This is a genomic window from Streptomyces sp. NPDC048643 (assembly GCF_040650615.1).
GTDB lineage: Bacteria > Actinomycetota > Actinomycetes > Streptomycetales > Streptomycetaceae > Streptomyces.
Map to the genome: position 1 here is coordinate 299,411 of NZ_JBEZHO010000003.1, position 20,666 is coordinate 320,076.

Sequence of the window (20,666 nt, forward strand, 5' to 3'; positions counted from 1 at the left end):
CCGCACCAAAGACCACCCGGCCGCCCGCCCCGCGCACCCCATCGGACGCACCCCGTTCGACACCCGGCCAAAACTCACCTTGTGTGTGGATAACGGCCAGTCAGGCCACCTCGACCACAGGAGGGCGCGTGCGGCCCGAGGGCTACGACTACGACACCTACAGCCGACTCGCCGGACCCCTGACCCACCCCGCCGGCACGGCCCAACAGGTGCGGTACACCAAGCTCCTGTCACGCGAGCCCCACCGAATAAGCGCTCTCCTCCTCATGACCCTCGCGCCGGCCCTCACCGCCGCCCTCCTCGTCTACGTCCTCTGGCCCACCCACTGGGTCGAACGCGAGAACGGCGCGACCTGGCTCGTCGCCCTCGACACGACGATGCTCATCGCCATCGGCCTCATCGAACTCTTCATGGTCGTCAACGTCCTGAGCATCGCCCACGCGACCCTCACCGCCCGCGACCCCGTCCCCCTCGCCCCCGAAGAGGGAACCCGGGTCGCCTTCCTCACCACCTACGTCCCCGGCAAGGAACCCCTCGCCACGGTCCGCGCCACGCTCGAAGGCGCCCTCCGCGTCACCCACACCGGACTCCTCCACGTCTGGCTCCTCGACGAGGGCGACGACGACGGGGCCAGAGCCCTCTGCGCCGAACTCGGCGTCCGCCACTTCACCCGCCACGGCATCCCCGAATGGAACCGCCCCCACGGCGCCCACAAGGCCCGCACCAAACACGGCAACTACAACGCGTGGCTCACCCTCCACGGCCACGCCTACGAGTACTTCGCCTCGGTCGACGCCGACCACACCCCCCTGCCCGGCTTCCTCGACCGGATGATGGGCTACTTCCGCGACCCCGACGTCGCCTTCGTCGTCGGCCCCCAGGTCTACGGAAACTACGAGCACCCCGTCACCAAGGCCGCCGAGTCCCAGCAGTTCCTCTTCCACGCCCTGATCCAGCGCGCCGGCAACCGCTACCGCTCACCCATGTTCGTCGGCACCAACAACGTCGTACGCATCGCGGCCCTCCGCCAGATCGGCGGACTCCAGGACTCCATCACCGAGGACATGGCCACCGGGTTCGAGCTGCACCGCCACCGCAACCCCCGGACCGGCCACCACTGGCGATCCGTCTACACACCCGACGTGCTCGCCGTCGGCGAGGGACCCGCCTCCTGGACCGACTTCTTCACCCAGCAGATGCGCTGGTCCCGCGGCGCCTACGAAACACTCTTCAAGCAGTACTGGAAGGCCGTCCTCACCATGCCTCCCGGTCGCCTCTTCTCCTACACGATGATGCTCATCTACTACCCGATGACCGCCGTCAACTGGCTCCTCGGCATCATCAGCTGCGTCCTCTTCCTCTGGTTCGGAGCCTCCGGAACCCAGGTCACCGCCTCCCTGTGGCTCATGCTCTACAGCGACGCCGCCGCCCTCCGGATCGCCCTCTACCTCTGGAACCGGCGCCACAACGTCTCCCCTCACGAACCCGAGGGCTCAGGCGGCCTCGCCGGCATGGCCATGTCCGCGCTCTCCGCCCCCATCTACCTCAAGGCGCTGACCGACGCCCTCACCCGCCGCCCCAGCCGCTTCGTCGTCACCCCCAAGGGCGGCGACACCAGCCCCGACCGGCTGCGCACCTTCCGGATCCACCTCGGCTGGGCCGCGCTTCTCGCCCTCTCCCTCGCTGCCTCCGCCGTCCTCGGCCACACCCACGCGGCCATGCGGACCTGGGCCCTGCTCGCCATGGCCCTCTCCCTGGCACCCGTCGCCGTATGGATCGCCACCCTCCTCAAGGAACACCGGACGCGGCGGCCGCACTCCGCCCCCGGCCGCGTCCCCCAGCCCAAGGAACCGGCCCTCGCCGCCCGAACGCCCGCCCCGGCCACCGGCTCCACCCCAGGAGGTACCTAGGCCATGGCCCGCCAGCCCTCGAAGAAGACCAGGAAGAGACTCCTCGGCATCACCGGGATCGCCGTCCTCGCCGGACTCAACGCCCCCGCCGCACTCGGTCTCGCCGACGAGACGTACCACGCCTACACGATCTCCCGGCCCTCCTACCAGGCCACCTACGGCTCCTGGACGCAGATCGACATCCCCCGCGCCTACCGCACCAACGCCATCCACGCCGCCCTGCTCCACACCGGAAAAGTGCTCATCGTCGCCGGCTCCGGAAACGAACAGGAGAAGTTCGACAAGGGATCCTTCGACACCATCCTGTGGGACCCGAAGAACGACACCTTCAAGAAGATCCCCACCCCTGACGACTTCTTCTGCTCGGGCCACGCCCAACTCCCCGACGGGAGAATGCTCGTCGCCGGCGGAACCGCCCGCTACGAGCAGCTCGACGGCGAGGTCCGGCGGGCGGGCGGCGGCATGCGCGTGAAGAACGAGAACCCCGACAAGGCCGTCGTCCTCAAGAAGGGCACCGTCTTCCGCTCACCCGCCGGCGTCGCGTACGTCAGCCGGTTCGACGTCACCGTCCCCAGGGCCCGACGCGACCAGACCGCCACCTACGACCAGGCCGGCGTCATGCAACCGTGGCGGACCACCGTCACCGCCGGCGAAGCACGCGTCTTCGTCGAAGCCACGGAAAAGGGTCCCCAGGCGGTCACCGACACCCAGGCCCAGTACGAGATCGCCGGCCTGCGGGGGGAGGACGCCGCCAACACCTACGGCCTCTCCGAGAAGATCACCCTCGACAAACAGGACTTCCAAGGCATCAGGGCCGCCTACGAGTTCGACCCCAGGGCCGAGAGGTACATCCCCGTCGACCCGATGGACAAGGCCCGCTGGTACCCCACCCTCGTCGGACTCGACGACGGACGCGTCCTCGCCGTCTCGGGCCTCGACGACGTCGGAACCATCGACCCCGGCGACAACGAGATCTACGACCCCCGCACCAAGAAGTGGACCCCGGGCCCCAAGCGCTACTTCCCCACCTACCCCGCCCTCTTCCTCACGCAGGGCGGCAAGCTCTTCTACCCGGCCTCCAACGCCGGATACGGCCCCGCCGACCAGGGCCGCGACGCCGGCCTCTGGGATCTGAGGACCAACACCTTCGAAAAGGTGCCCGGACTACGGGACGCGGACGAGACCGAGACCTCCGCCGCGCTCCTCCTGCCCCCCGCGCAGGACCAGAAGGTCATGATCCTCGGCGGAGGAGGCGTCGGGGAATCGAGGAAGTCCACCCCCCGCACCGCCGTCGTCGACCTGAAGAAGGACAACCCCACCTTCCAGGACGGACCCGACCTCCCCCAGGGCACCCGCTACCTGAACAGCGTGATCATGCCCGACGACACCGTCTTCACCACCAACGGCTCCCGGGACTACCGGGGCCGCAGCGCCAGCAACATCCTCAAGGCCCAGTTCTACGACCCCAAGGCCAACACCTTCCGCGAAGCCGCGGCCCCGACCGTGGGCCGCAACTACCACTCCGAGGCCCTGCTCCTGCCCGACGGCCGCGTCGCCACCTTCGGCTCCGACCCGCTCTTCGACGACCAGCAGAACACCAAACTCGGACACTTCGAGCAGCGCATGGAGATCTACACGCCGCCCGCGCTGCACCGGAACGGGAAGAACCGGCCGACCCTGGGGGAGGGGCCGGCCACGCCGGACAAGGACGGGCGGGCGACCTTCGCCACGGACCATCCGGAACGCGTCACCAAGGCCCGCCTGATGCGCCCCAGCGCCGTCACCCACACCACGGACGTCGAGCAACGTTCCATCGAACTCGGGCTGACGAAGACGGCGAACTCCGTGACCGTCGAGGTGCCGAAGGACCCGGCTCTGGTGCCGCCGGGGTGGTACATGCTGTTCGTGACGGACGCCCAGGGGACGCCTTCCGAGGCGAAGTGGGTGCGGGTCGGGTGAGGGGCGCACGCCGGACCCGGCTGATCCACACCCTCGCCGCACTCGCGGCGCTCGGCCTCACCGCCGGTTGCTCGTCCGCACCCCAGGCCGCCGGGACCGCCGTCGCCGCGGCGACACGGCGGGCCGACTCCGGCGCCGCTCCCTTCTGGGTCGACCCCGCCGGCCCCGCCGCGGCGCAGGTCCGGCTGTGGCGACGCCAGGGCCGCACCGAGGACGCCGCACTGCTGCAGCGGATCGCCCGCGAACCCGTCGCACTGTGGCCGGCCGGCGAGGCCGACCCGGGCCCGGCCGTCCGGGCGGCCACCACGGCAGCCGCGCGACAGGACCGCACGGCGCTGTTCGTGGCGTACAACATCCCGCACCGGGACTGCGGACAGCACTCGGCGGGCGGCGCGGCGGACGCCGACGCCTACCGGCGATGGATCGGACAGTTCGCGGACGCCCTCGCCGGCAACCGCGCCCTGGTCGTCCTCGAACCGGACGCGATCGCCCACCTCGTCGACGGCTGCACACCCGGCGCGTACCAGGACGAACGCACCCAGCTGCTCAGCGACGCGGTCAACCGGCTCAAGCACCAGCCCAACACCAAGGTCTACGTGGACGCCGGCAACCCGGACTGGATCCGCGACTCCGGCCGACTCGTCGAACCCCTCACGCGCGCGGGCATCGCGAACGCCGACGGGTTCGCACTGAACGTCTCGAACTTCCAGACGGACGCCGTGACCAGGACGTACGGCGTCGAACTCTCGGGGAGACTCGGCGGGAAACACTTCGTCGTCGACACCAGCCGCAACGGCAACGGCCCGCTCCCGGGTGCCTGGTGCAACCCGCCCGGGCGCGCCCTCGGCACCCGCCCCGCCACGACCACCGGCGAACCGGCCCTGGACGCCTACCTGTGGATCAAGCGGCCGGGTGAGTCGGACGGGGAGTGCGAGGGCGGGCCGGCGGCCGGGCGGTGGTGGCCGGACTACGCGTTGGGGCTGGCCCGTGAGGCCCGGGGCTGACCGGTCGCCCGCGGCGTCCCTTGACCCTCACCCTCCCCCCGAGGCCAGCGCGATCCCCAACGGCGTCCGCTCGTACAGCACCTGGTGTCCGTAGCGGCGTGGGACGAGGAGACCGGTGTCGCGCAGGGCGGTGAGGTGCGCGGACACGGAGGACGGGGCGAGGTGCAGCCGGTGGGCGAGAGCCGTGGTGGTGGCGGGCTCGTCGAGGGCGGTGAGGACGGCGGCCCGGCCACGGCCCAGGAGGCGTACGAGTGCGTCCGAGGTGGCGCCGGTGGGCTCGGCCCAGAGGCCGCCGATGCCGCGGGCGGGGTAGGCGAGGGTGGGCTGCCAGGGGGGTTCGAAGCCGCTGATCACGTCGGGCCAGGAGAAGACGCTGGGCATGAGGACCAGTCCCTGTCCGGCGAGGTGACGTTCGTGGCGGCCTCCTCCTTCGATGGTGAGGGTGTGGGCGCGCCAGCCGAGCCGGCGGTCGATCTCCGGGAGGAGTCCGCCGAGGCCGACCTGGGCGAGGCGGCGTGAGTGGAAGGCGATGTCGGCTTCCAGCAGGGCGCGCAGGCGGGGCCAGTCGGGTTCGACGAGGGTGTGCCAGGCCTGTTCGAGCAGGTCGGTGAGGCGGGCGACGGTGCGGGCGGGGTCGGCGAGGAGGGCGCGGCCGTGCGGGGAGGTGAGGGCGCCGGGGGTGTCGGCGAGGGAGCGCGCGGTCTCCGTGCGGGCGACGGTGGGGTCGGCGGCGCGGACGGCGGCGATCTCCTCGCCGAACGTGGCGGCGGGGCCGATGGGGGGCGGGCCGAGCCAGTCGGGGGAGTAGCCGCTGCGGGGCATGAGGAGCCACAGAGGGGTGAGGTCGAGTCCGGCGGCCGCGGTGCGGATGCGGCGCAGCCAGTGTGCGTGATAGCCGTGCCGTGCGGGCCGGTTGAGGGTGCGGACCGCCTCCTGCGTCTCCCAGAGGGGTGAGATCGCGAAGCGGCAGTTCAGGAGGTCGTCCTCCCCGAAGTGCAGGAGTGACGGCATGGGGCGGCTCCAGAAGATTCGGCTGGGGCCGAAACTCTACGTCGGCGGCTCCCGCGAGGGCACGCTGCCGCACATGTCCGACACACCGATCACCCCCACCACGACGAAGGCACCGGAAGCTGCCGGGGCGCCCGCCGCCACCGGGTACCGCCCCGTCTTCGCCGTGCGCGAGTTCCGCGCCGTGTTCGTCGCGCACGCGTTCTCTCTGCAGGGGCTGGTGGTGAGCGAGATCGCGCTGTCGGTCCTGGTCTACGACCTGACGGGGTCTCCGCTGCTGAGCGCGCTGACGTTCGCGCTGGGTTTCCTGCCGTATCTCGTCGGCGGGACGCTGCTCGCGGGGGTCGCGGACCGCTTCCCGGCGCGGCGGGTGCTGGTGGTGTGCGATCTGGTGTGCGCGGGCTGCGTGGCGGTGATGGTCATGCCGGGCGCGCCGATCGCGGTGCTGCTCGCGATGCGGGCGGCGCTCGCGGTGGTGGCTCCGGTCTTCCAGGGGACGCGGACGGCGACGCTGGCCGATGTCCTCGGTGACGGGGAGCTGTTCGTGCTCGGCCGTTCGCTGCTGCGGATCGTGTCGCAGAGTGCGCTGCTGACGGGGTTCGGTCTGGGCGGTCTGCTGCTGACGGTGGTGTCGCCGCGGCACGCGCTGCTGGTGACGGTCGGTACGTTCCTGGCGTCCGCGCTGTTCCTTCGGTTCGGTACGCGGCGCCGGCCGGCGCGGGTGGCCGTGGGGCAGGCGTTGGTGCGGGACTCCCTGCGGGGTGCCCGTCGGGTGCTGGCGGACCGGCGGGTGCGGGTGCTGCTTCTGCTGTTCTGGGTGCCGCCGATGTTCGTGGTGGCGCCGGAGGCGTTGGCGGCGCCGTACGCGGAGGGGCTGGAGGTCGGCTCCACGGGTCTGGGTCTGCTGATGTGCGCGTTGCCGGTGGGCACGATCGCGGGGGAGTTGTTCGCGGGGTCGCGGCTGCGGCCGGTGACGCGGCACCGGATCACGTTGCCGTTGGTGTGTGTGACGTTGCTGCCGTACCTGGGCTACGTGCTGCGGCCGGGTCTGGGCTGGTCGCTGGTGCTGCTGGTGGTGGCCGGTGCCGGGTCGGCGTACACGCTCGGTCTGGATCAGTGGTTCGTGCGGTCGGTGCCACAGGAGTTGCTCGGGCGGGCGATGACGCTGAACATGGCGGGGCTGATGACGGTTCAGGGGCTGGGTATGGCGTTGTCGGGCGCGGTGGCGGAGTTCGCCGGGGTGCGGGCGACGGTCGTCGGCGCGGGAGTGCTGGGGACGGTGCTGTGCGTGCTGCTGGCGGTGGCGGCGCGGCGTGCCGAGCAAGGGGTGGAGCAGCGGGCGGACGGGCCGCCGGAGGGGGCGCGGATCCCGGTCGTCGTGGGGGAGAGGACCGAAACGCGAGACGGGGCTGACCACGATGTGACCGGCCGGTAAGGTCTTTGGCGTGCCGAAGCCGCTCAGTCTTGCTTTCGATCCCATCGCCCGTGCCGACGAGCACTGGCAGCAGCGCTGGGGATCCGTGCCGTCGATGGCCGCGATCACCTCGATCATGCGCGCGCACCAGATCCTGCTGGCCGAGGTGGACGCGGTGGTCAGGCCGTACGGGCTGACGTTCGCGCGGTACGAGGCGCTGGTGCTGCTCACGTTCTCCAAGGCGGGCGAGCTGCCGATGTCGAAGATCGGTGAGCGGTTGATGGTCCATCCGACGTCCGTCACCAACACGGTGGACCGGTTGGTGCGGTCGGGGCTGGTGGACAAGCGGCCCAATCCGAACGACGGGCGCGGCACGCTCGCCTCGATCACGGACAAGGGCCGCGAGGTGTGTGACGCGGCGACGCGCGACCTGATGGGGATGGACTTCGGTCTGGGCGCGTACGACGCGGAGGAGTGCGCGGAGATCTTCGCGATGCTGCGGCCGCTGCGGGTGGCCGCGCACGACTTCAAGGACGAGTAGGACGGTCCGGGCCCGGCGCGGGAGGGCGCGGCGCCGGGGCGGGCCGGCGAGGTGCGGGGGCGCGCGAAGATCGCGCAAATGGGGTGGTTACCCTCGTAGCCATGAAGAAGAGCGTGCTGACCCGCTACCGCGTCATGGCCTACGTCACCGGTGTGCTGCTGGTTCTGCTGTGCCTCGGCATGATCGCCAAGTACGGCCTGGGCGTCGACGGTGCCGCCGACTTCACCCGTGTCGTCGCCATCGCGCACGGCTGGCTGTACGTCGTGTACCTGATCTTCGCGTTCGACCTGGGGTCGAAGGCGAAGTGGCCGGTGGGCAAGCAGCTCTGGGTGCTGCTGGCGGGAACGATCCCCACGGCCGCGTTCTTCGTGGAGCGCAGGATCAGCCACGAGCTGGAGTCGCGGGTCGCGGAGGGCTCTCCCGCGGTCGCCAAGGCCTGATCCACCCCGGATCCTCACCGGATCGGTACCGCCGTACGGGATCGTACGGCGGTTTGCCATCGACATTTACTAGGACGTCCTAGTAAATTCGAGGGTATGGACGCTGACGCCATCGAGGAAGGCCGCCGACGCTGGCAGGCCCGCTACGACGCCTCGCGCAAGCGCGAGGCCGACTTCACCACGCTCTCCGGCGACGCCGTGGAGCCGGTGTACGGTCCCCGGCCCGGGGACCACTACGAGGGCTTCGAGCGGATCGGATGGCCCGGCGAGTACCCGTACACGCGCGGGCTGTACGCCACCGGGTACCGCGGGCGGACATGGACGATCCGGCAGTTCGCCGGATTCGGCAACGCCGAACAGACCAACGAGCGCTACAAGAAGATCCTCGCCAACGGCGGCGGAGGTCTGTCCGTGGCGTTCGACATGCCCACACTGATGGGCCGCGACTCCGACGACCGCCGCTCGCTCGGCGAGGTCGGACACTGCGGGGTCGCCATCGACTCGGCCGCCGACATGGAGGTCCTCTTCGGGGACATCCCGCTCGGTGACGTCACGACGTCGATGACGATCAGCGGGCCCGCGGTGCCGGTCTTCTGCATGTACCTGGTCGCCGCCGAGCGCCAGGGCATCGACCCGGCCGTGCTGAACGGCACGCTCCAGACCGACATCTTCAAGGAGTACATCGCGCAGAAGGAGTGGCTCTTCCAGCCCGAGCCGCATCTGCGCCTCATCGGCGACCTGATGGAGCACTGCGCCGAGAAGATCCCCGCCTACAAGCCGCTCTCCGTGTCCGGGTACCACATCCGGGAGGCGGGCGCGACGGCCGCGCAGGAGCTCGCCTACACCCTGGCGGACGGCTTCGGCTACGTGGAGCTGGGGCTCTCCCGCGGGCTCGACGTGGACGTCTTCGCCCCCGGGCTCTCCTTCTTCTTCGACGCCCACGTCGACTTCTTCGAGGAGATCGCCAAGTTCCGGGCGGCCCGCCGGATCTGGGCCCGCTGGATGCGCGACGTGTACGGGGCGAAGACCGAGAAGGCGCAGTGGCTGCGGTTCCACACGCAGACCGCCGGCGTCTCGCTGACGGCCCAACAGCCGTACAACAACGTCGTGCGGACGGCTGTCGAGGCGCTCGCCGCGGTGCTCGGCGGCACGAACTCGCTGCACACCAACGCACTGGACGAGACGCTCGCGCTGCCGTCCGAGCAGGCCGCGGAGATCGCCCTGCGCACGCAGCAGGTACTCATGGAGGAGACCGGCGTCGCCAACGTCGCCGACCCGCTGGGCGGTTCCTGGTACGTCGAGCAGCTCACCGACCGCATCGAGGCCGACGCCGAGAAGATCTTCGAGCAGATCAGGGAGCGCGGACTGCGGGCGCACCCCGACGGCCGGCACCCCATCGGTCCCATCACCTCGGGCATCCTGCGCGGCATCGAGGACGGCTGGTTCACCGGGGAGATCGCCGAGTCGGCGTTCCAGTACCAGCGGTCGGTGGAGAAGGGCGACAAGCGCGTCGTCGGTGTGAACGTCCACCACGGCTCCGTCACCGGCGACCTGGAGATCCTGCGGGTCAGCCACGAGGTGGAGCGCGAGCAGGTGCGGGAACTGGGCGCGCGCAAGCAGGGCCGTGACGAGGCCGCTGTGCGCGGCGCACTGGCCGCCATGCTCGCCGCCGCCCGCGACGGCTCCAACATGATCGCCCCCATGCTGGAGGCGGTCCGCGCCGAGGCGACCCTGGGCGAGATCTGTGGCGTCCTGCGCGACGAGTGGGGGGTGTACACGGAGCCGGCGGGCTTCTGAGGCCCCCGCGCCCCGGCCGCCGTTCTCCGCCCCGCACGACCCTGTTCCCGGCCCCTGCCGGCCCGTACGCCCTCGTCCGTCCCGCTTCCGGGCCTTGCCGCCCGGGTCCGCTCCCCGTGCCACCGAGGAGCGGGGCGGGACCGCGCGGGGGTGTGGGGCGGCGGGGGCCGCGTGCGTCCGGCACCCGGGTCTCGCGCCGCGCCCGCGGTTCCGTGGCGGCGCCCGCGGGTTCAGTCCTCGGCGGTCGCGCCGGTCAGGCCGAGGAGCAGGACGCGGGTGAACGAGCGCACCCACTCCGCGTCCGCCGGTTCGGCGCTGACCAGGGTGCGGTGGACGACCGCCCCGGCGACCACGTCGAAGATCAGGTCGGCGGTGCGGGAGGCGGTGCCCGGGTCGGTCTCCGGGGGCAGTTCGCCGCGGGCCTGCGCACGGGCGCGGCCCTCCATGACCAGGCGTTTCTGCCGGTCCACGATGGACGTCCTGATGCGTTCGCGCAGCGGCTCGTCGCGGGTGGACTCCGCCACCACCGCCATCAGTGCCGTCTTCGCCTCCGGGCGGTCCAGGATCGCCGCGAACTGGAGCACCACGCCCTCGATGTCGGCGGCCAGACTGCCCCGGTCGGGCAGCTCCAGCTCGTCGAAGAGGACGGCCACGGCGTCCACGACGAGTTCGTTCTTGCCCGCCCAGCGGCGGTAGAGGGTCGTCTTGGCGACGCCGGCGCGGGTCGCCACGTCCCCCAACGTCAGCTTGGACCAGCCCAGTTCGACCAGGGCCGCACGGGTCGCCTCCAGGATCGCGGCGTCCGCGGCGGCGCTGCGGGGGCGGCCCGTCCGGGCGGCCGGGGGGTGACCGTGCATGTCAGTGACCATATCCGGCCGCCTCACCGGCGATATCCGGCGGTTCTGTGAAGCCGTGAGGGAGATCACCGGGGGGCGGCGGACAGGCGGGCCCCCGGACAGTTACGCTACGACTCGTAGCGAAAGCTCGAACGCGGCGACAACCGCACCGGGCGCCAGGTGGGGACCAGGCGCCGAACAGGCCGGACGGGGACCGGCTTTCAGCGTGCTTTTCACACGGCTTTTCACACGTGCGCGAGGAAGGGGGAGGATGTACTCATGCAGCCACGGAACATGTCCATGAGCGGAGTCGTCGACCTCGCCGCGGTGAAGGCGGCCCAGGAGGCCAAGGCGAAGGCGGAGCAGGCGCGCGCCGACGCGGCCCGCCAGGGCGGCGGAGGCGGGGCCGTGACTCCCGCGAGCCTCGTCATCGACGTCGACGAGGCGGGATTCGAGCGCGACGTCCTGCAGCGTTCCACCGAGGTGCCCGTCGTCATCGACTTCTGGGCCGAGTGGTGCGAGCCCTGCAAGCAGCTCAGCCCGGTCCTTGAGCGGCTGGCCGTCGAGTACAACGGCCGGTTCCTGCTCGCCAAGATCGACGTCGACGCCAATCAGATGCTGATGCAGCAGTTCGGGGTCCAGGGGATCCCGGCCGTTTTCGCGGTGGTCGCCGGCCAGGCGCTGCCGCTCTTCCAGGGAGCCGCCGCCGAGGCGCAGATCCGCGGGACGCTGGACCAGCTCGTCCAGGTCGCTGAGGAGCGCTTCGGTCTGACCGGCCTGGCGGTCGACGGCGACGCCGAGCCGGGGGACGCCCCCGAGGCCCCGGAGATGCCCGCAGGGCCCTACGACGCCCTGCTGGAGGCCGCCGTACAGGCGCTGGACGCGGGCGACTTCGGCGGTGCCGTGCAGGCGTACCGGAACGTCCTGAGCGACGACCCGGCCAACACCGAGGCCAAACTGGGACTCGCCCAGGCCGAGTTGCTCCACCGGGTGCAGGGCCTCGACCCGCAGCAGGTGCGCAAGGACGCCGCCGAGAAGCCGGCCGACGTCACCGCGCAGATCGCGGGCGCCGACCTGGACCTCGTGGGCGGCCATGTCGAGGACGCCTTCGGGCGGCTCATCGACACCGTGCGCCGCACGGCGGGCGACGACCGGGACGCCGTGCGGGTGCGGTTGCTCGAACTCTTCGAGGTCGTCGGGGGCGACGACCCGCGCGTGGTCGCGGCGCGCAGGGCCCTCGCGAGGGCCCTGTTCTGACCAGTCCCTAAACGTCAGGGCCTGTGATGCCCGCGTGAAACATTGGCCGACAGAGGGGCAAGTGGCCGCGCTTTACCAAAACTTGGTAAACGCGGCCGCTGTTACTCCGAGTAAGTCCAGGGCGTTGAACTGTCTGGTTCCGTCCGCCAATCAACCAGTGTGTCACCCCCCTTGGGAGCACCCTGAGTCGCTGACCGACACCGGCCGGTCGTCCTTCGGTTATCCCGCCGTTACTAGCGAGTAACGAACCCCCTTGTGCGGGCGGCGAGAATGCACCACGATCGGCGACGCTCGGTCCATTCCCGTACCCCGCCAGCCAGTCGGGTCAGCGGATTCCGTGGGTCCCCACCGAGTAGAGCCGGAGGCAGTGCTGTCGGCTCTTGGGCAGGGGGGTCTCCGCCGTCCGGCGGAGCCTGTCCAGCAGGTTGTGCGTGATGTGTGTCAGGCGCGACCAGTGGTTGTCGCTCGGGGGTGATCGCCGGTGATTCGGGTGCAGTCGCACCTCCGGGTACGGGCGCTCTCCTTCCCGAGGACGTAGCACTTCTCCCATCCCTGCCCGGCTGAGCCGCCGAAAGTGGCAGTCAGGGCCAGGAGATGTACGTCCGAGAAGGAGGAAATATGGAGTCCCAGGTGCGTGGCGGGACCAGATGGAAGCGGTTCGCCGTCGTGATGGTGCCCTCGGTGGCCGCCACGGCAGCGATAGGTGTCGCCCTCGCGCAGGGCGCCCTCGCCGCGTCGTTCAGCGTTTCCGGTCAGTCGTTCAAGGTGTCGGCGGATCGACTCGACGGTACGGGCTTCTCGCAGTACGGAGCCATCGACTCGGGTTACACCCTCGACGGCAACAAGACGGCTCACCCCGTCGCGGTCTCGGCGTTCAAGAGCGCCAAGATCACCAACATGTGCCAGTCCGTCGTCACCCCGGACATCCCGCTGCTCGGTTCCGTCAGCCTCGTGCTGAAGGCCGGCGGCGGTGACACGCCGGTCGAGGCGGACAACCTGTACATCGACGTCGAGGACCTCCAGGCCAACGCGACGTTCCGCGGCATCGACATCGGTGTTGCCGCCAAGGACGCCAGCAAGGGCCCGGGGCTCAAGAGCGGCGAGACGGCCAACCCGTACGGGTTCGCCCAGCAGGCCGACTCGGCCACGCTGACGGACGTGAAGCAGACGGCGTGGGCCACCACGGCGGGCACGTTCAAGCTCAGCGGCCTGAAGATGTCGGTCGCCAAGGGCGTCAAGGAGTGCTACTAGGCACCCCTGGGGCGGGCGACAGGGGCTCCGGCCGCTTCGCCCGCCCCGCTCCGCACGCATAGGCGGAGCGAACATGTGTACTTCTCACAGCAAAGCCGTTCCAGGGAGCTGTTTTCCATGAGCGCCGAGACTCCTGCCGCGCCCGGCCAGAACGACGAGCACTACCTCCAGGTGTTCCGGCGGAACTTCCGTACATGGAGGGGCGACCGCCCGTTCTGGGCCGGCCTGTTCATCGTGCTCGGCGGTGTCCCCATCGCGTACTTCCCGTACGCGAAGCTTCAGCTCGGACATCTGACGCTGGCGATGTCCACCACCGCGGGCGCCGGTTCCCTCATCATCGGCGTGCTCCTCGTGGTGCTCGGGATCAGTCTCTGGTTCCAGAAGCACGTACGGACGTTCGCCGGAGTCGCGGCGATCCTCCTCGCCCTGGTGTCCATCCCGGTGTCCAACCTGGGCGGCTTCCTGGTCGGTTTCCTCTTCGCCATGATCGGCGGCGCCATGGCCGTCTCCTGGGTTCCGGGCGAACCCGACGAGGCGTACACCGCGCCGGCGTCCCTCGCCAAGGGGGACGTGCCGCAGGGCGTGGTGGCCGAGCCGGCCGAACCCGCTGCGAACGCGAACGCTGTGGACGACCCGAACGATCTGTCAGGAACGAGCCCGAGCAACGGGGCGAACGGGAGGCACAGTGCCGGCTGACAAGGTGACCCACGGGACTGAGGTGGACGAGTCCCGTGTGAGAACCGGGCCGCGCCACGCGGCCCCCCGGAAGCCGCTGTTCACCAGGTTCCACGTGCCCGCGGGCAAGGCGATAGCCATAGCCGCGATGCCGACGGCGGTCCTCATGGGAATGGGGCTCACGCCGACGCTCGCCCAGGCGGACGACCACTCCACGGCCAAGAGCCTGACGGCCGACGAGTACCAGGCGTGCGTCGAGGCCGTGACCGGCTCCGAGGACGACAAGAAGGACCCGTCGGAATCGGCGTCGCCCACTCCCTCGGCCAGTGCGAGCGAGTCGTCCGGCACGGCCACACCGACCCCCTCGGCGTCCTCGGACGCGCAGGACTCCGCGGACCCGGGCAAGACCTCTTCGTCGGATTCAGGTTCCGACGACAAGGCCGAGCCCGCCCCCTCCGCCTCGTCCTCCGCACCGAGCACGTCGGACAAGTCGGCCGACAGCGCCGCCACTCCGGCCCCCACGGCGTCCAAGACGAAGAACCCGCTCGACCCCCTGGGTATCGGCGACGCCATCAAGGACCTCCTGACGCCCGACGAGAAGGAGAGCGCCACCCCTGAGCCCTCCGCGTCGGCCTCCGCGAGCGACGACAAGGGCGACGAGGGCGGCACGACCGCCTCGTCCGGCGACAAGAGCACCTCCGGCACCGTCAAGGACACGACCGACAAGGTCACCGACACGGTCAAGGACACCCTCAAGGACACCACCGACACGGCCTCCGAGGCGGCGAAGGACACCACCGACGCCGTCAAGAAGGCCGCCGAGGACGCCGGGGTGACGCCCAGCCCCTCCGCGAGCTCCACGACGGACCCCAAGGACTGCCCGGTCGCCACCGACGAGGAGGGCGGCGTCGACAACCCGGTCACCCTGCCCGACGACCCGTGGTACCTCAACGCCAGCTCCCTGCTCCTCAAGGGCGCCGACTACCAGGGCGTCGTCAAGGTGAAGACCGCGGACGGCACCGTCAAGAAGGTCCTGAAGTACGTCATCTCCGACGGCACCGACATCGGCGACCTGCACCAGACGGTGGACGACAAGCAGGCCGGCAAGACCTACCACGTGCAGGCCGCCAAGGGCTCGACGTCCACCATCCGCGACGGCAAGACGATCATGTACACGGAGAGCATCTCCGGGAACCTGCTCGGTCTGATCCCGATCACGTTCGACCCGGACAACCCTCCGCCGCTGAACATCCCGCTGATCTACTTCACCAAGGTGAAGGTCGTCCAGGCGGGCCAGTTCGGCGGCACCCTGACCATCCCCGGGCTGCACCAGTACACGACCGGCTGAGTCGTCCGGAACCCATTCGGAGCCCGTCCGGGAGCCGCACAAGACGCCGAGGGCGCCCCCTGTCCGACAGGGGGCGCCCTCGGCGTCGTACGGCGGCGGGATCAGGCGTGGTCGACCTCGCCCAGGTGGTGCACCCGGACCATGTTGGTGGTGCCGGGGACGCCGGGGGGCGAACCGGCGGTCATCACGACGACGTCGCCCTCGTTGAACCGCTTGAGCTTGCGCAGCTCGCGGTCGACCAGCTCGACCATCTCGTCGGTGCTGTTCACGAACGGCACGACGTGCGACTCGACGCCCCAGCTCAGCGAGAGCTGGTTGCGGGTGCCCTCGTCCGTGGTGAAGGCCAGGATCGGCTGCGCGGCGCGGTAGCGGGAGAGACGGCGCGCGGTGTCGCCGGACTCCGTGAACGCCACCAGGCCCTTGCCGCCGAGGAAGTCGGCGATCTCGCAGGCGGCACGGGCGACCGAACCACCCTGCGTGCGCGGCTTCTTGCCCGGGACCAGCGGCTGCAGACCCTTGGAGAGCAGTTCCTCCTCGGCCGCGACGACGATCTTCGACATCGTCTTCACGGTCTCGATCGGGTACGCGCCCACGCTGGACTCGGCGGACAGCATGACCGCGTCCGCGCCGTCCAGGATCGCGTTGGCCACGTCGGACGCCTCGGCGCGCGTGGGACGGGAGTTGGTGATCATCGACTCCATCATCTGGGTCGCGACGATCACCGGCTTGGCGTTGCGGCGGCACAGCTCCACGAGGCGCTTCTGCACCATCGGGACCTTCTCCAGCGGGTACTCGACGGCCAGGTCGCCACGGGCCACCATCACGGCGTCGAACGCCGTGACGACGCCTTCCATGTTCTCGACGGCCTGCGGCTTCTCCACCTTGGCGATGACGGGGACCCGGCGGCCCTCCTCGTCCATCACCTTGTGGACGTCGTTCACGTCGTCGGCGTTGCGCACGAAGGACAGGGCGACCATGTCGCAGCCCATCCGCAGGGCGAAGCGCAGGTCCTCGATGTCCTTCTCCGACAGTGCCGGCACGTTCACGGCCGCGCCGGGCAGGTTGATGCCCTTGTGGTCGGAGATCACGCCGCCCTCGATGACGACCGTCTTGACCCGGGGACCGTCGATCTCGACGACCCGCAGCTCGACGTTGCCGTCGTTGATGAGGATCTGGTCGCCGTGCGAGACGTCGCCGGGCAGACCCTTGTAGGTCGTGCCGCAGATGTGGCGGTCGCCGGGCACGTCCTCGGTCGTGATGACGAACTCGTCACCGCGCTGCAGCTCGACGGGGCCTTCGGCGAAGGTCTCCAGGCGGATCTTCGGGCCCTGGAGGTCGGCGAGCACGCCGACGGCGACGCCGGTCTCGGCCGCGGCGGCCCGGACACGGTCGTACCGGCCCTGGTGCTCTGCCTGGGTGCCGTGGCTGAAGTTGAATCGGGCCACGTTCATGCCGGCCTGGATCAGCGCGACCAGCTTCTCGTGGGAGTCGACCGCGGGGCCGAGAGTACAGACGATTTTCGAACGGCGCATGGGGCGATCCTATCGGTTTGTTTCGCTACGGAATATTCCGTCTGGCGGAAGATACAAATGGGCGGACGGCCGCTCAGGCGTGACTGTCCGACCGACTCATGCCGCACCCTCTCCGACCAGCGCATACGTCTGTGTGGCGATCTCCAGTTCCTCGTCCGTCGGCACCACGGCGACCGCTACTCGCGCGTAGGGCGGCGAAATCAGTCGCGCCTCGTCCCCGCGCACGGCGTTCAGGTCACCGTCGACCACGAGACCCAGCTCCTCCAGGCCTGCGATGGCGGCCTCCCTGACCGGCGCCGCGTTCTCGCCGACACCGGCGGTGAAGGCGACGGCGTCCACCCGGCCGAGCACCGCGTAGTAGGCGCCGATGTACTTCTTCAGGCGGTGGACATAGATGTCGAAGGCGAGCCGCGCCTGCTCGTCGCCCTCGTCGACACGGCGGCGGATCTCCCGCATGTCGTTGTCGCCGCACAGTCCGACCAGACCGCTCTTCTTGTTGAGAAGAGTGTCGATCTCGTCCGTGGACATGTTCCCAACACGTTTCAAATGGAAGATGACGGCCGGGTCCACGTCGCCCGACCGGGTCCCCATCACCAGCCCCTCCAGGGGCGTGAGGCCCATCGAGGTGTCCACGCAGCGTCCGCCCCGGACCGCCGACGCGGACGCGCCGTTGCCCAGGTGCAGCACGATGACGTTGACCTCCTCGGGCGCCTTGCCGAGCAGTTCGGCCGTCGCCCGCGACACGTACGCGTGCGAGGTGCCGTGGAAGCCGTAGCGGCGGATGCGGTGCTCGTCGGCGGTCCGTACGTCGATCGCGTACCGCGCGGCGGACTCCGGCATCGTCGTGTGGAACGCGGTGTCGAAGACGGCGACCTGCGGCAGGTCGGGACGCATCGCCATCGCGGTGCGGATGCCGGTGAGGTTCGCCGGGTTGTGCAGCGGCGCCACCGGGATCAGCCGCTCGATCTCCGCGAGGACCGCGTCGTCGACGACCGTCGGCTCCGTGAACGTCCTGCCGCCGTGCACCACCCGGTGGCCGATCGCGGCGAGTTCGGGGGAGTCCAGGCCGAGCCCGTCCGCCGCCAGCTCCGCGGCCACCGCCTTCAGCGCGGCCTCGTGGTCGGCGAAGTCGCCCGCCGACTCACGGGTCTCGCCCGTGGTCAGCGCGGTGTGCCGGAGCAGCGAGCGGCCCTCGCCGATGCGCTCCACCAGTCCGACCGCGAGCCGGGAGCTGTCACGCATGTCGAGGAGCTGGTACTTCACCGACGAGGAGCCGGAGTTGAGGACGAGGACACGCGTGGCCGCGGAGGCCGGGCGGGCCTCGCCGGAGGGGGCGGGGGCGGGGGACGGGTCGGCAGTCACTGCGCGGGAGCCTTCTGGTCGGGGGTCTGGGCCTGGATCGCCGTGATGGCGACCGTGTTGACGATGTCCTGGACGAGCGCGCCGCGCGACAGGTCGTTGACGGGCTTGCGCAGCCCCTGGAGGACCGGGCCGACGGCGATCGCGCCGGCGGAGCGCTGCACGGCCTTGTAGGTGTTGTTGCCGGTGTTGAGGTCCGGGAAGATCAGCACGGACGCCTGGCCCGCGACCTCGGACTCCGGCAGCTTGGTCGCCGCGACCGACGGCTCCACGGCGGCGTCGTACTGGATCGGTCCCTCGATCCGCAGGTCGCCGCGGCGCAGCCGCACCAGGTCCGTCGCCTCGCGCACCTTGTCGACGTCGGCGCCCGTGCCCGAGGTGCCCGTGGAGTACGACAGCATCGCGATCCGCGGCTCCACGCCGAACTGCTCGGCGGTGGCCGCCGACTGGATGGCGATGTCGCACAGCTGCTCGGCGTCGGGGTCGGGGTTCACCGCGCAGTCGCCGTAGACGAGGACCTTCTCGGCCAGGCACATGAAGAAGACGGACGAGACGATCTTCGAGTCCGGCCGGGTCTTGATGATCTCGAACGCGGGCCGGATGGTCGCGGCCGTCGAGTGCACGGCCCCCGACACCATGCCGTCGGCGAGACCCTGCTGCACCATCAGCGTGCCGAAGTAGTTGACGTCCGCGACGACGTCGTACGCCAGCTCCACGGTGACGCCCTTGTGGGCGCGCAGCTCGGCGTACCTCTCGGCGAAGGAGTGCCGCAGGTCGGAGGTCTGCGGGTCGATGAGCTGGGCCGCGGTGAGGTCGATGCCGAGGTCGGCGGCCTTCTTGCGGATCTGCTCGGCCGGACCGAGCAGCGTCAGGTCGCAGACACCCCGGCGCAGCAGCACCTCGGCGGCGTGCAGGACGCGCTCCTCGGTGCCCTCCGGCAGCACGACACGGCGCCGCTCGGAGCGGGCCTGCTCCAGCAGCTTGTGCTCGAACATCATCGGGGTGAGCCGGTCGCTGCTCGGCGCGGAGACCCGCTTCAGCAGGTCCGTGGTGTCGACGTACCGCTCGAACAGGCCGAGCGCGGTCTCCGCCTTGCGGGGCGTGGCCGCGTTCAGCTTGCCCTCCAGGGAGAACAGCTCGGTCGCGGTCGGGAAGGACGTCCCGGCCACCGACACGACCGGCGTGCCGGGCGCGAGGCGCTCCGCGAGCGTGAGGATCTCGTCGCTGGGGTGCTCGTTCAGGGTGAGCAGGATGCCGGCGATCGGCGGGGTGCCGGCGCTGTGCGCGGCCAGTGAGCCGATCACCAGGTCGGCGCGGTCGCCGGGGGTGACGACGAGACATCCCGGGGTCAGGGCCCGCAGGAAGTTCGGCAGCATCGCACCGCCGAACACGAAGTCGAGGGCGTCCCGCGACAGGCCGGCGTCGTCACCGAGGAGCACCTCGCCGCCGAGCGCCTGGGTGATCTGCGCGACGGTCGGCGCGGACAGCGCGGGCTCGTCGGGCAGCACGTAACAGGGCACCGGCAGACGGGAGCCGAGCCGCTCCAGGACCTCCGTCCGGACCTCCGGCTCCACCCGGTTCACGACCATCGCGAGGACGTCGCAGCCCAGCCCGTCGTACGCCCGGTACGCGTTGCGGGTCTCGGCGCGCACCGACTCGGCGGTCTGGCCCCGGCCGCCGACGACCGGGATCACGGAGGCCGCGAACTCGTTCGCCAGCCGGGCGTTCAGCGCCAGCTCGTCGGGGAGCTGGGTCGCCGCGAAGTCGGTGCCGAGGACGAGGACGACGTCGTAGTCGCGGGCGACCAGGTGGAAGCGGTCGACGAGCGTGGACACCAGCTCGTCGGTGCCCTGCTCGGCCTGGAGAGCGGACGCCTCGTGATAGTCCATGCCGTAGACCGTCGCCGGGTCCTGCGCGAGACGGTAGCGGGACCGCAGGAGTTCGAAGAGGCGGTCCGGACCGTCGTGCACGAGGGGACGGAAGACGCCCACCCGGTCGACCTGGCGCGTCAGGAGCTCCATGACCCCCAGCTCGACGACCTGGCGGCCGTCGCCGCGGTCGATCCCGGTCACGTACACGCTGCGCGTCACGCGTGCTCTCCATCCGTCTCGGCGCCAGGCGGTGCGCTGGGCTCGCAAAGGGGCCCACCAACGTGAGCAGAACCCTCTTGACAATACCTCTGGCGCTGGCTAAGGCGCCCGCCAGGACAAACGCCCTGGTCGGGCCGGACCGGGCGCCCGCACGGCCTCCGACGGGCCGGGGGGATCGGCGGCGCCCTCCGGGGCGTGGAACAATCGGACTGGCTCACACGTACCGGCAGCGAGCAGGAGACACA

The 20,666-nt window shown here is 70.6% G+C and carries 16 protein-coding genes; 11 read left to right on the plus strand and 5 right to left on the minus strand.

The genetic code is table 11. The features are described from left to right. Window positions 1-128 precede the first annotated feature (128 nt). From AB0C62_RS05165 to AB0C62_RS05175, 3 genes are read left to right on the plus strand one after another with little or no spacing between them, the layout of a single operon-like run. On the plus strand, window positions 129-1,910 hold the full coding sequence (locus tag AB0C62_RS05165; protein WP_362969681.1) for a cellulose synthase catalytic subunit: 1,782 nt from the start codon (window positions 129-131) through the stop codon (window positions 1,908-1,910). Window positions 1,911-1,913: 3 nt separating this feature from the next. Continuing rightward, window positions 1,914-3,869 (plus strand): kelch motif-containing protein, encoded by a 1,956-nt coding sequence (locus AB0C62_RS05170; RefSeq protein ID WP_362969682.1) that lies wholly within the window; start codon window positions 1,914-1,916, stop codon window positions 3,867-3,869. Next, a complete protein-coding gene (locus AB0C62_RS05175; protein ID WP_362969683.1) occupies window positions 3,866-4,873 on the plus strand; it encodes a glycoside hydrolase family 6 protein in 1,008 nt (335 codons plus the stop codon). Before AB0C62_RS05170 ends, AB0C62_RS05175 begins: the two co-directional genes overlap by 4 nt. 27 nt (window positions 4,874-4,900) lie before the next feature. On the opposite strand, the gene AB0C62_RS05180 is transcribed toward AB0C62_RS05175, so the two are convergent. Further along, on the minus strand, window positions 4,901-5,884 hold the full coding sequence (locus AB0C62_RS05180; RefSeq protein ID WP_362969684.1) for a DUF5937 family protein: 984 nt from the start codon (window positions 5,882-5,884) through the stop codon (window positions 4,901-4,903). A gap of 73 nt (window positions 5,885-5,957) precedes the next feature. Between AB0C62_RS05180 and AB0C62_RS05185 the strand changes: the two genes are divergently transcribed. The 4 genes from AB0C62_RS05185 (at window position 5,958) to AB0C62_RS05200 (ending at window position 10,073) form a co-directional block, all read left to right on the plus strand. Next, a complete protein-coding gene (locus AB0C62_RS05185) occupies window positions 5,958-7,316 on the plus strand; it encodes an MFS transporter (RefSeq protein WP_362969685.1) in 1,359 nt (452 codons plus the stop codon). Between the two features lie 10 nt (window positions 7,317-7,326). Beyond that, window positions 7,327-7,836 carry a MarR family transcriptional regulator gene (locus tag AB0C62_RS05190; protein ID WP_362969686.1) on the plus strand — a complete coding sequence of 170 codons (510 nt, stop codon included), beginning with the start codon at window positions 7,327-7,329 and terminating at the stop codon, window positions 7,834-7,836. 101 nt (window positions 7,837-7,937) lie between these two features. Then, window positions 7,938-8,276, plus strand: a complete 339-nt coding sequence (locus AB0C62_RS05195; protein WP_362969687.1) for a DUF3817 domain-containing protein — start codon at window positions 7,938-7,940, stop codon at window positions 8,274-8,276. Between the two features lie 96 nt (window positions 8,277-8,372). Continuing rightward, entirely contained in the window at window positions 8,373-10,073 is a 1,701-nt protein-coding gene (locus AB0C62_RS05200) for a methylmalonyl-CoA mutase family protein (RefSeq protein ID WP_362969688.1), read from the plus strand. Window positions 10,074-10,303: 230 nt separating this feature from the next. On the opposite strand, the gene AB0C62_RS05205 is transcribed toward AB0C62_RS05200, so the two are convergent. Next, window positions 10,304-10,930: a TetR/AcrR family transcriptional regulator gene (locus AB0C62_RS05205; protein ID WP_362969689.1), complete on the minus strand. Its 627-nt coding sequence runs from the start codon at window positions 10,928-10,930 to the stop codon at window positions 10,304-10,306. Window positions 10,931-11,188: 258 nt separating this feature from the next. Between AB0C62_RS05205 and AB0C62_RS05210 the strand changes: the two genes are divergently transcribed. From AB0C62_RS05210 to AB0C62_RS05225, 4 genes are all read left to right on the plus strand, one after another. Continuing rightward, window positions 11,189-12,166, plus strand: a complete 978-nt coding sequence (locus AB0C62_RS05210) for a tetratricopeptide repeat protein (protein ID WP_362969690.1) — start codon at window positions 11,189-11,191, stop codon at window positions 12,164-12,166. Between the two features lie 618 nt (window positions 12,167-12,784). Beyond that, window positions 12,785-13,417, plus strand: a complete 633-nt coding sequence (locus AB0C62_RS05215) for a DUF6230 family protein (RefSeq protein ID WP_362969691.1) — start codon at window positions 12,785-12,787, stop codon at window positions 13,415-13,417. 117 nt (window positions 13,418-13,534) lie between these two features. Further along, complete coding sequence (locus AB0C62_RS05220) at window positions 13,535-14,113, plus strand: DUF6114 domain-containing protein (protein ID WP_362969692.1); 579 nt, start codon at window positions 13,535-13,537, stop codon at window positions 14,111-14,113. Continuing rightward, complete coding sequence (locus tag AB0C62_RS05225) at window positions 14,103-15,440, plus strand: hypothetical protein (protein ID WP_362969693.1); 1,338 nt, start codon at window positions 14,103-14,105, stop codon at window positions 15,438-15,440. The genes AB0C62_RS05220 and AB0C62_RS05225 overlap by 11 nt, the downstream gene beginning before the upstream one ends. Window positions 15,441-15,541: 101 nt before the next feature. Here AB0C62_RS05225 and pyk read toward each other — a convergent pair whose 3' ends face one another. The 3 genes from pyk to pta form a co-directional block, all read right to left on the minus strand. Then, entirely contained in the window at window positions 15,542-16,972 is a 1,431-nt protein-coding gene (gene pyk, locus AB0C62_RS05230; protein ID WP_362969694.1) for a pyruvate kinase, read from the minus strand. A 96-nt stretch (window positions 16,973-17,068) separates the two neighbouring features. Beyond that, a complete protein-coding gene (locus AB0C62_RS05235; RefSeq protein WP_362969695.1) occupies window positions 17,069-18,334 on the minus strand; it encodes an acetate kinase in 1,266 nt (421 codons plus the stop codon). Beyond that, window positions 18,331-20,421: a phosphate acetyltransferase gene (gene pta / locus AB0C62_RS05240; protein ID WP_362969696.1), complete on the minus strand. Its 2,091-nt coding sequence runs from the start codon at window positions 20,419-20,421 to the stop codon at window positions 18,331-18,333. Before pta ends, AB0C62_RS05235 begins: the two co-directional genes overlap by 4 nt. Window positions 20,422-20,666 lie beyond the last annotated feature (245 nt).

What these genes read in the sequence shown, in the direction of transcription:
- AB0C62_RS05200 (WP_362969688.1), top strand. Translation starts at nt 8,373, where the DNA reads ATGGACGCTGACGCCATCGAGGAAGGCCGCCGACGCTGGCAGGCCCGC.
- AB0C62_RS05210 (WP_362969690.1), top strand. Translation starts at nt 11,189, where the DNA reads ATGCAGCCACGGAACATGTCCATGAGCGGAGTCGTCGACCTCGCCGCG.
- AB0C62_RS05170 (WP_362969682.1), top strand. Translation starts at nt 1,914, where the DNA reads ATGGCCCGCCAGCCCTCGAAGAAGACCAGGAAGAGACTCCTCGGCATC.
- AB0C62_RS05215 (WP_362969691.1), top strand. Translation starts at nt 12,785, where the DNA reads ATGGAGTCCCAGGTGCGTGGCGGGACCAGATGGAAGCGGTTCGCCGTC.
- AB0C62_RS05205 (WP_362969689.1), bottom strand. Translation starts at nt 10,930, where the DNA reads ATGCACGGTCACCCCCCGGCCGCCCGGACGGGCCGCCCCCGCAGCGCC.
- pyk (WP_362969694.1), bottom strand. Translation starts at nt 16,972, where the DNA reads ATGCGCCGTTCGAAAATCGTCTGTACTCTCGGCCCCGCGGTCGACTCC.
- AB0C62_RS05180 (WP_362969684.1), bottom strand. Translation starts at nt 5,884, where the DNA reads ATGCCGTCACTCCTGCACTTCGGGGAGGACGACCTCCTGAACTGCCGC.
- AB0C62_RS05220 (WP_362969692.1), top strand. Translation starts at nt 13,535, where the DNA reads ATGAGCGCCGAGACTCCTGCCGCGCCCGGCCAGAACGACGAGCACTAC.
- AB0C62_RS05185 (WP_362969685.1), top strand. Translation starts at nt 5,958, where the DNA reads ATGTCCGACACACCGATCACCCCCACCACGACGAAGGCACCGGAAGCT.
- AB0C62_RS05195 (WP_362969687.1), top strand. Translation starts at nt 7,938, where the DNA reads ATGAAGAAGAGCGTGCTGACCCGCTACCGCGTCATGGCCTACGTCACC.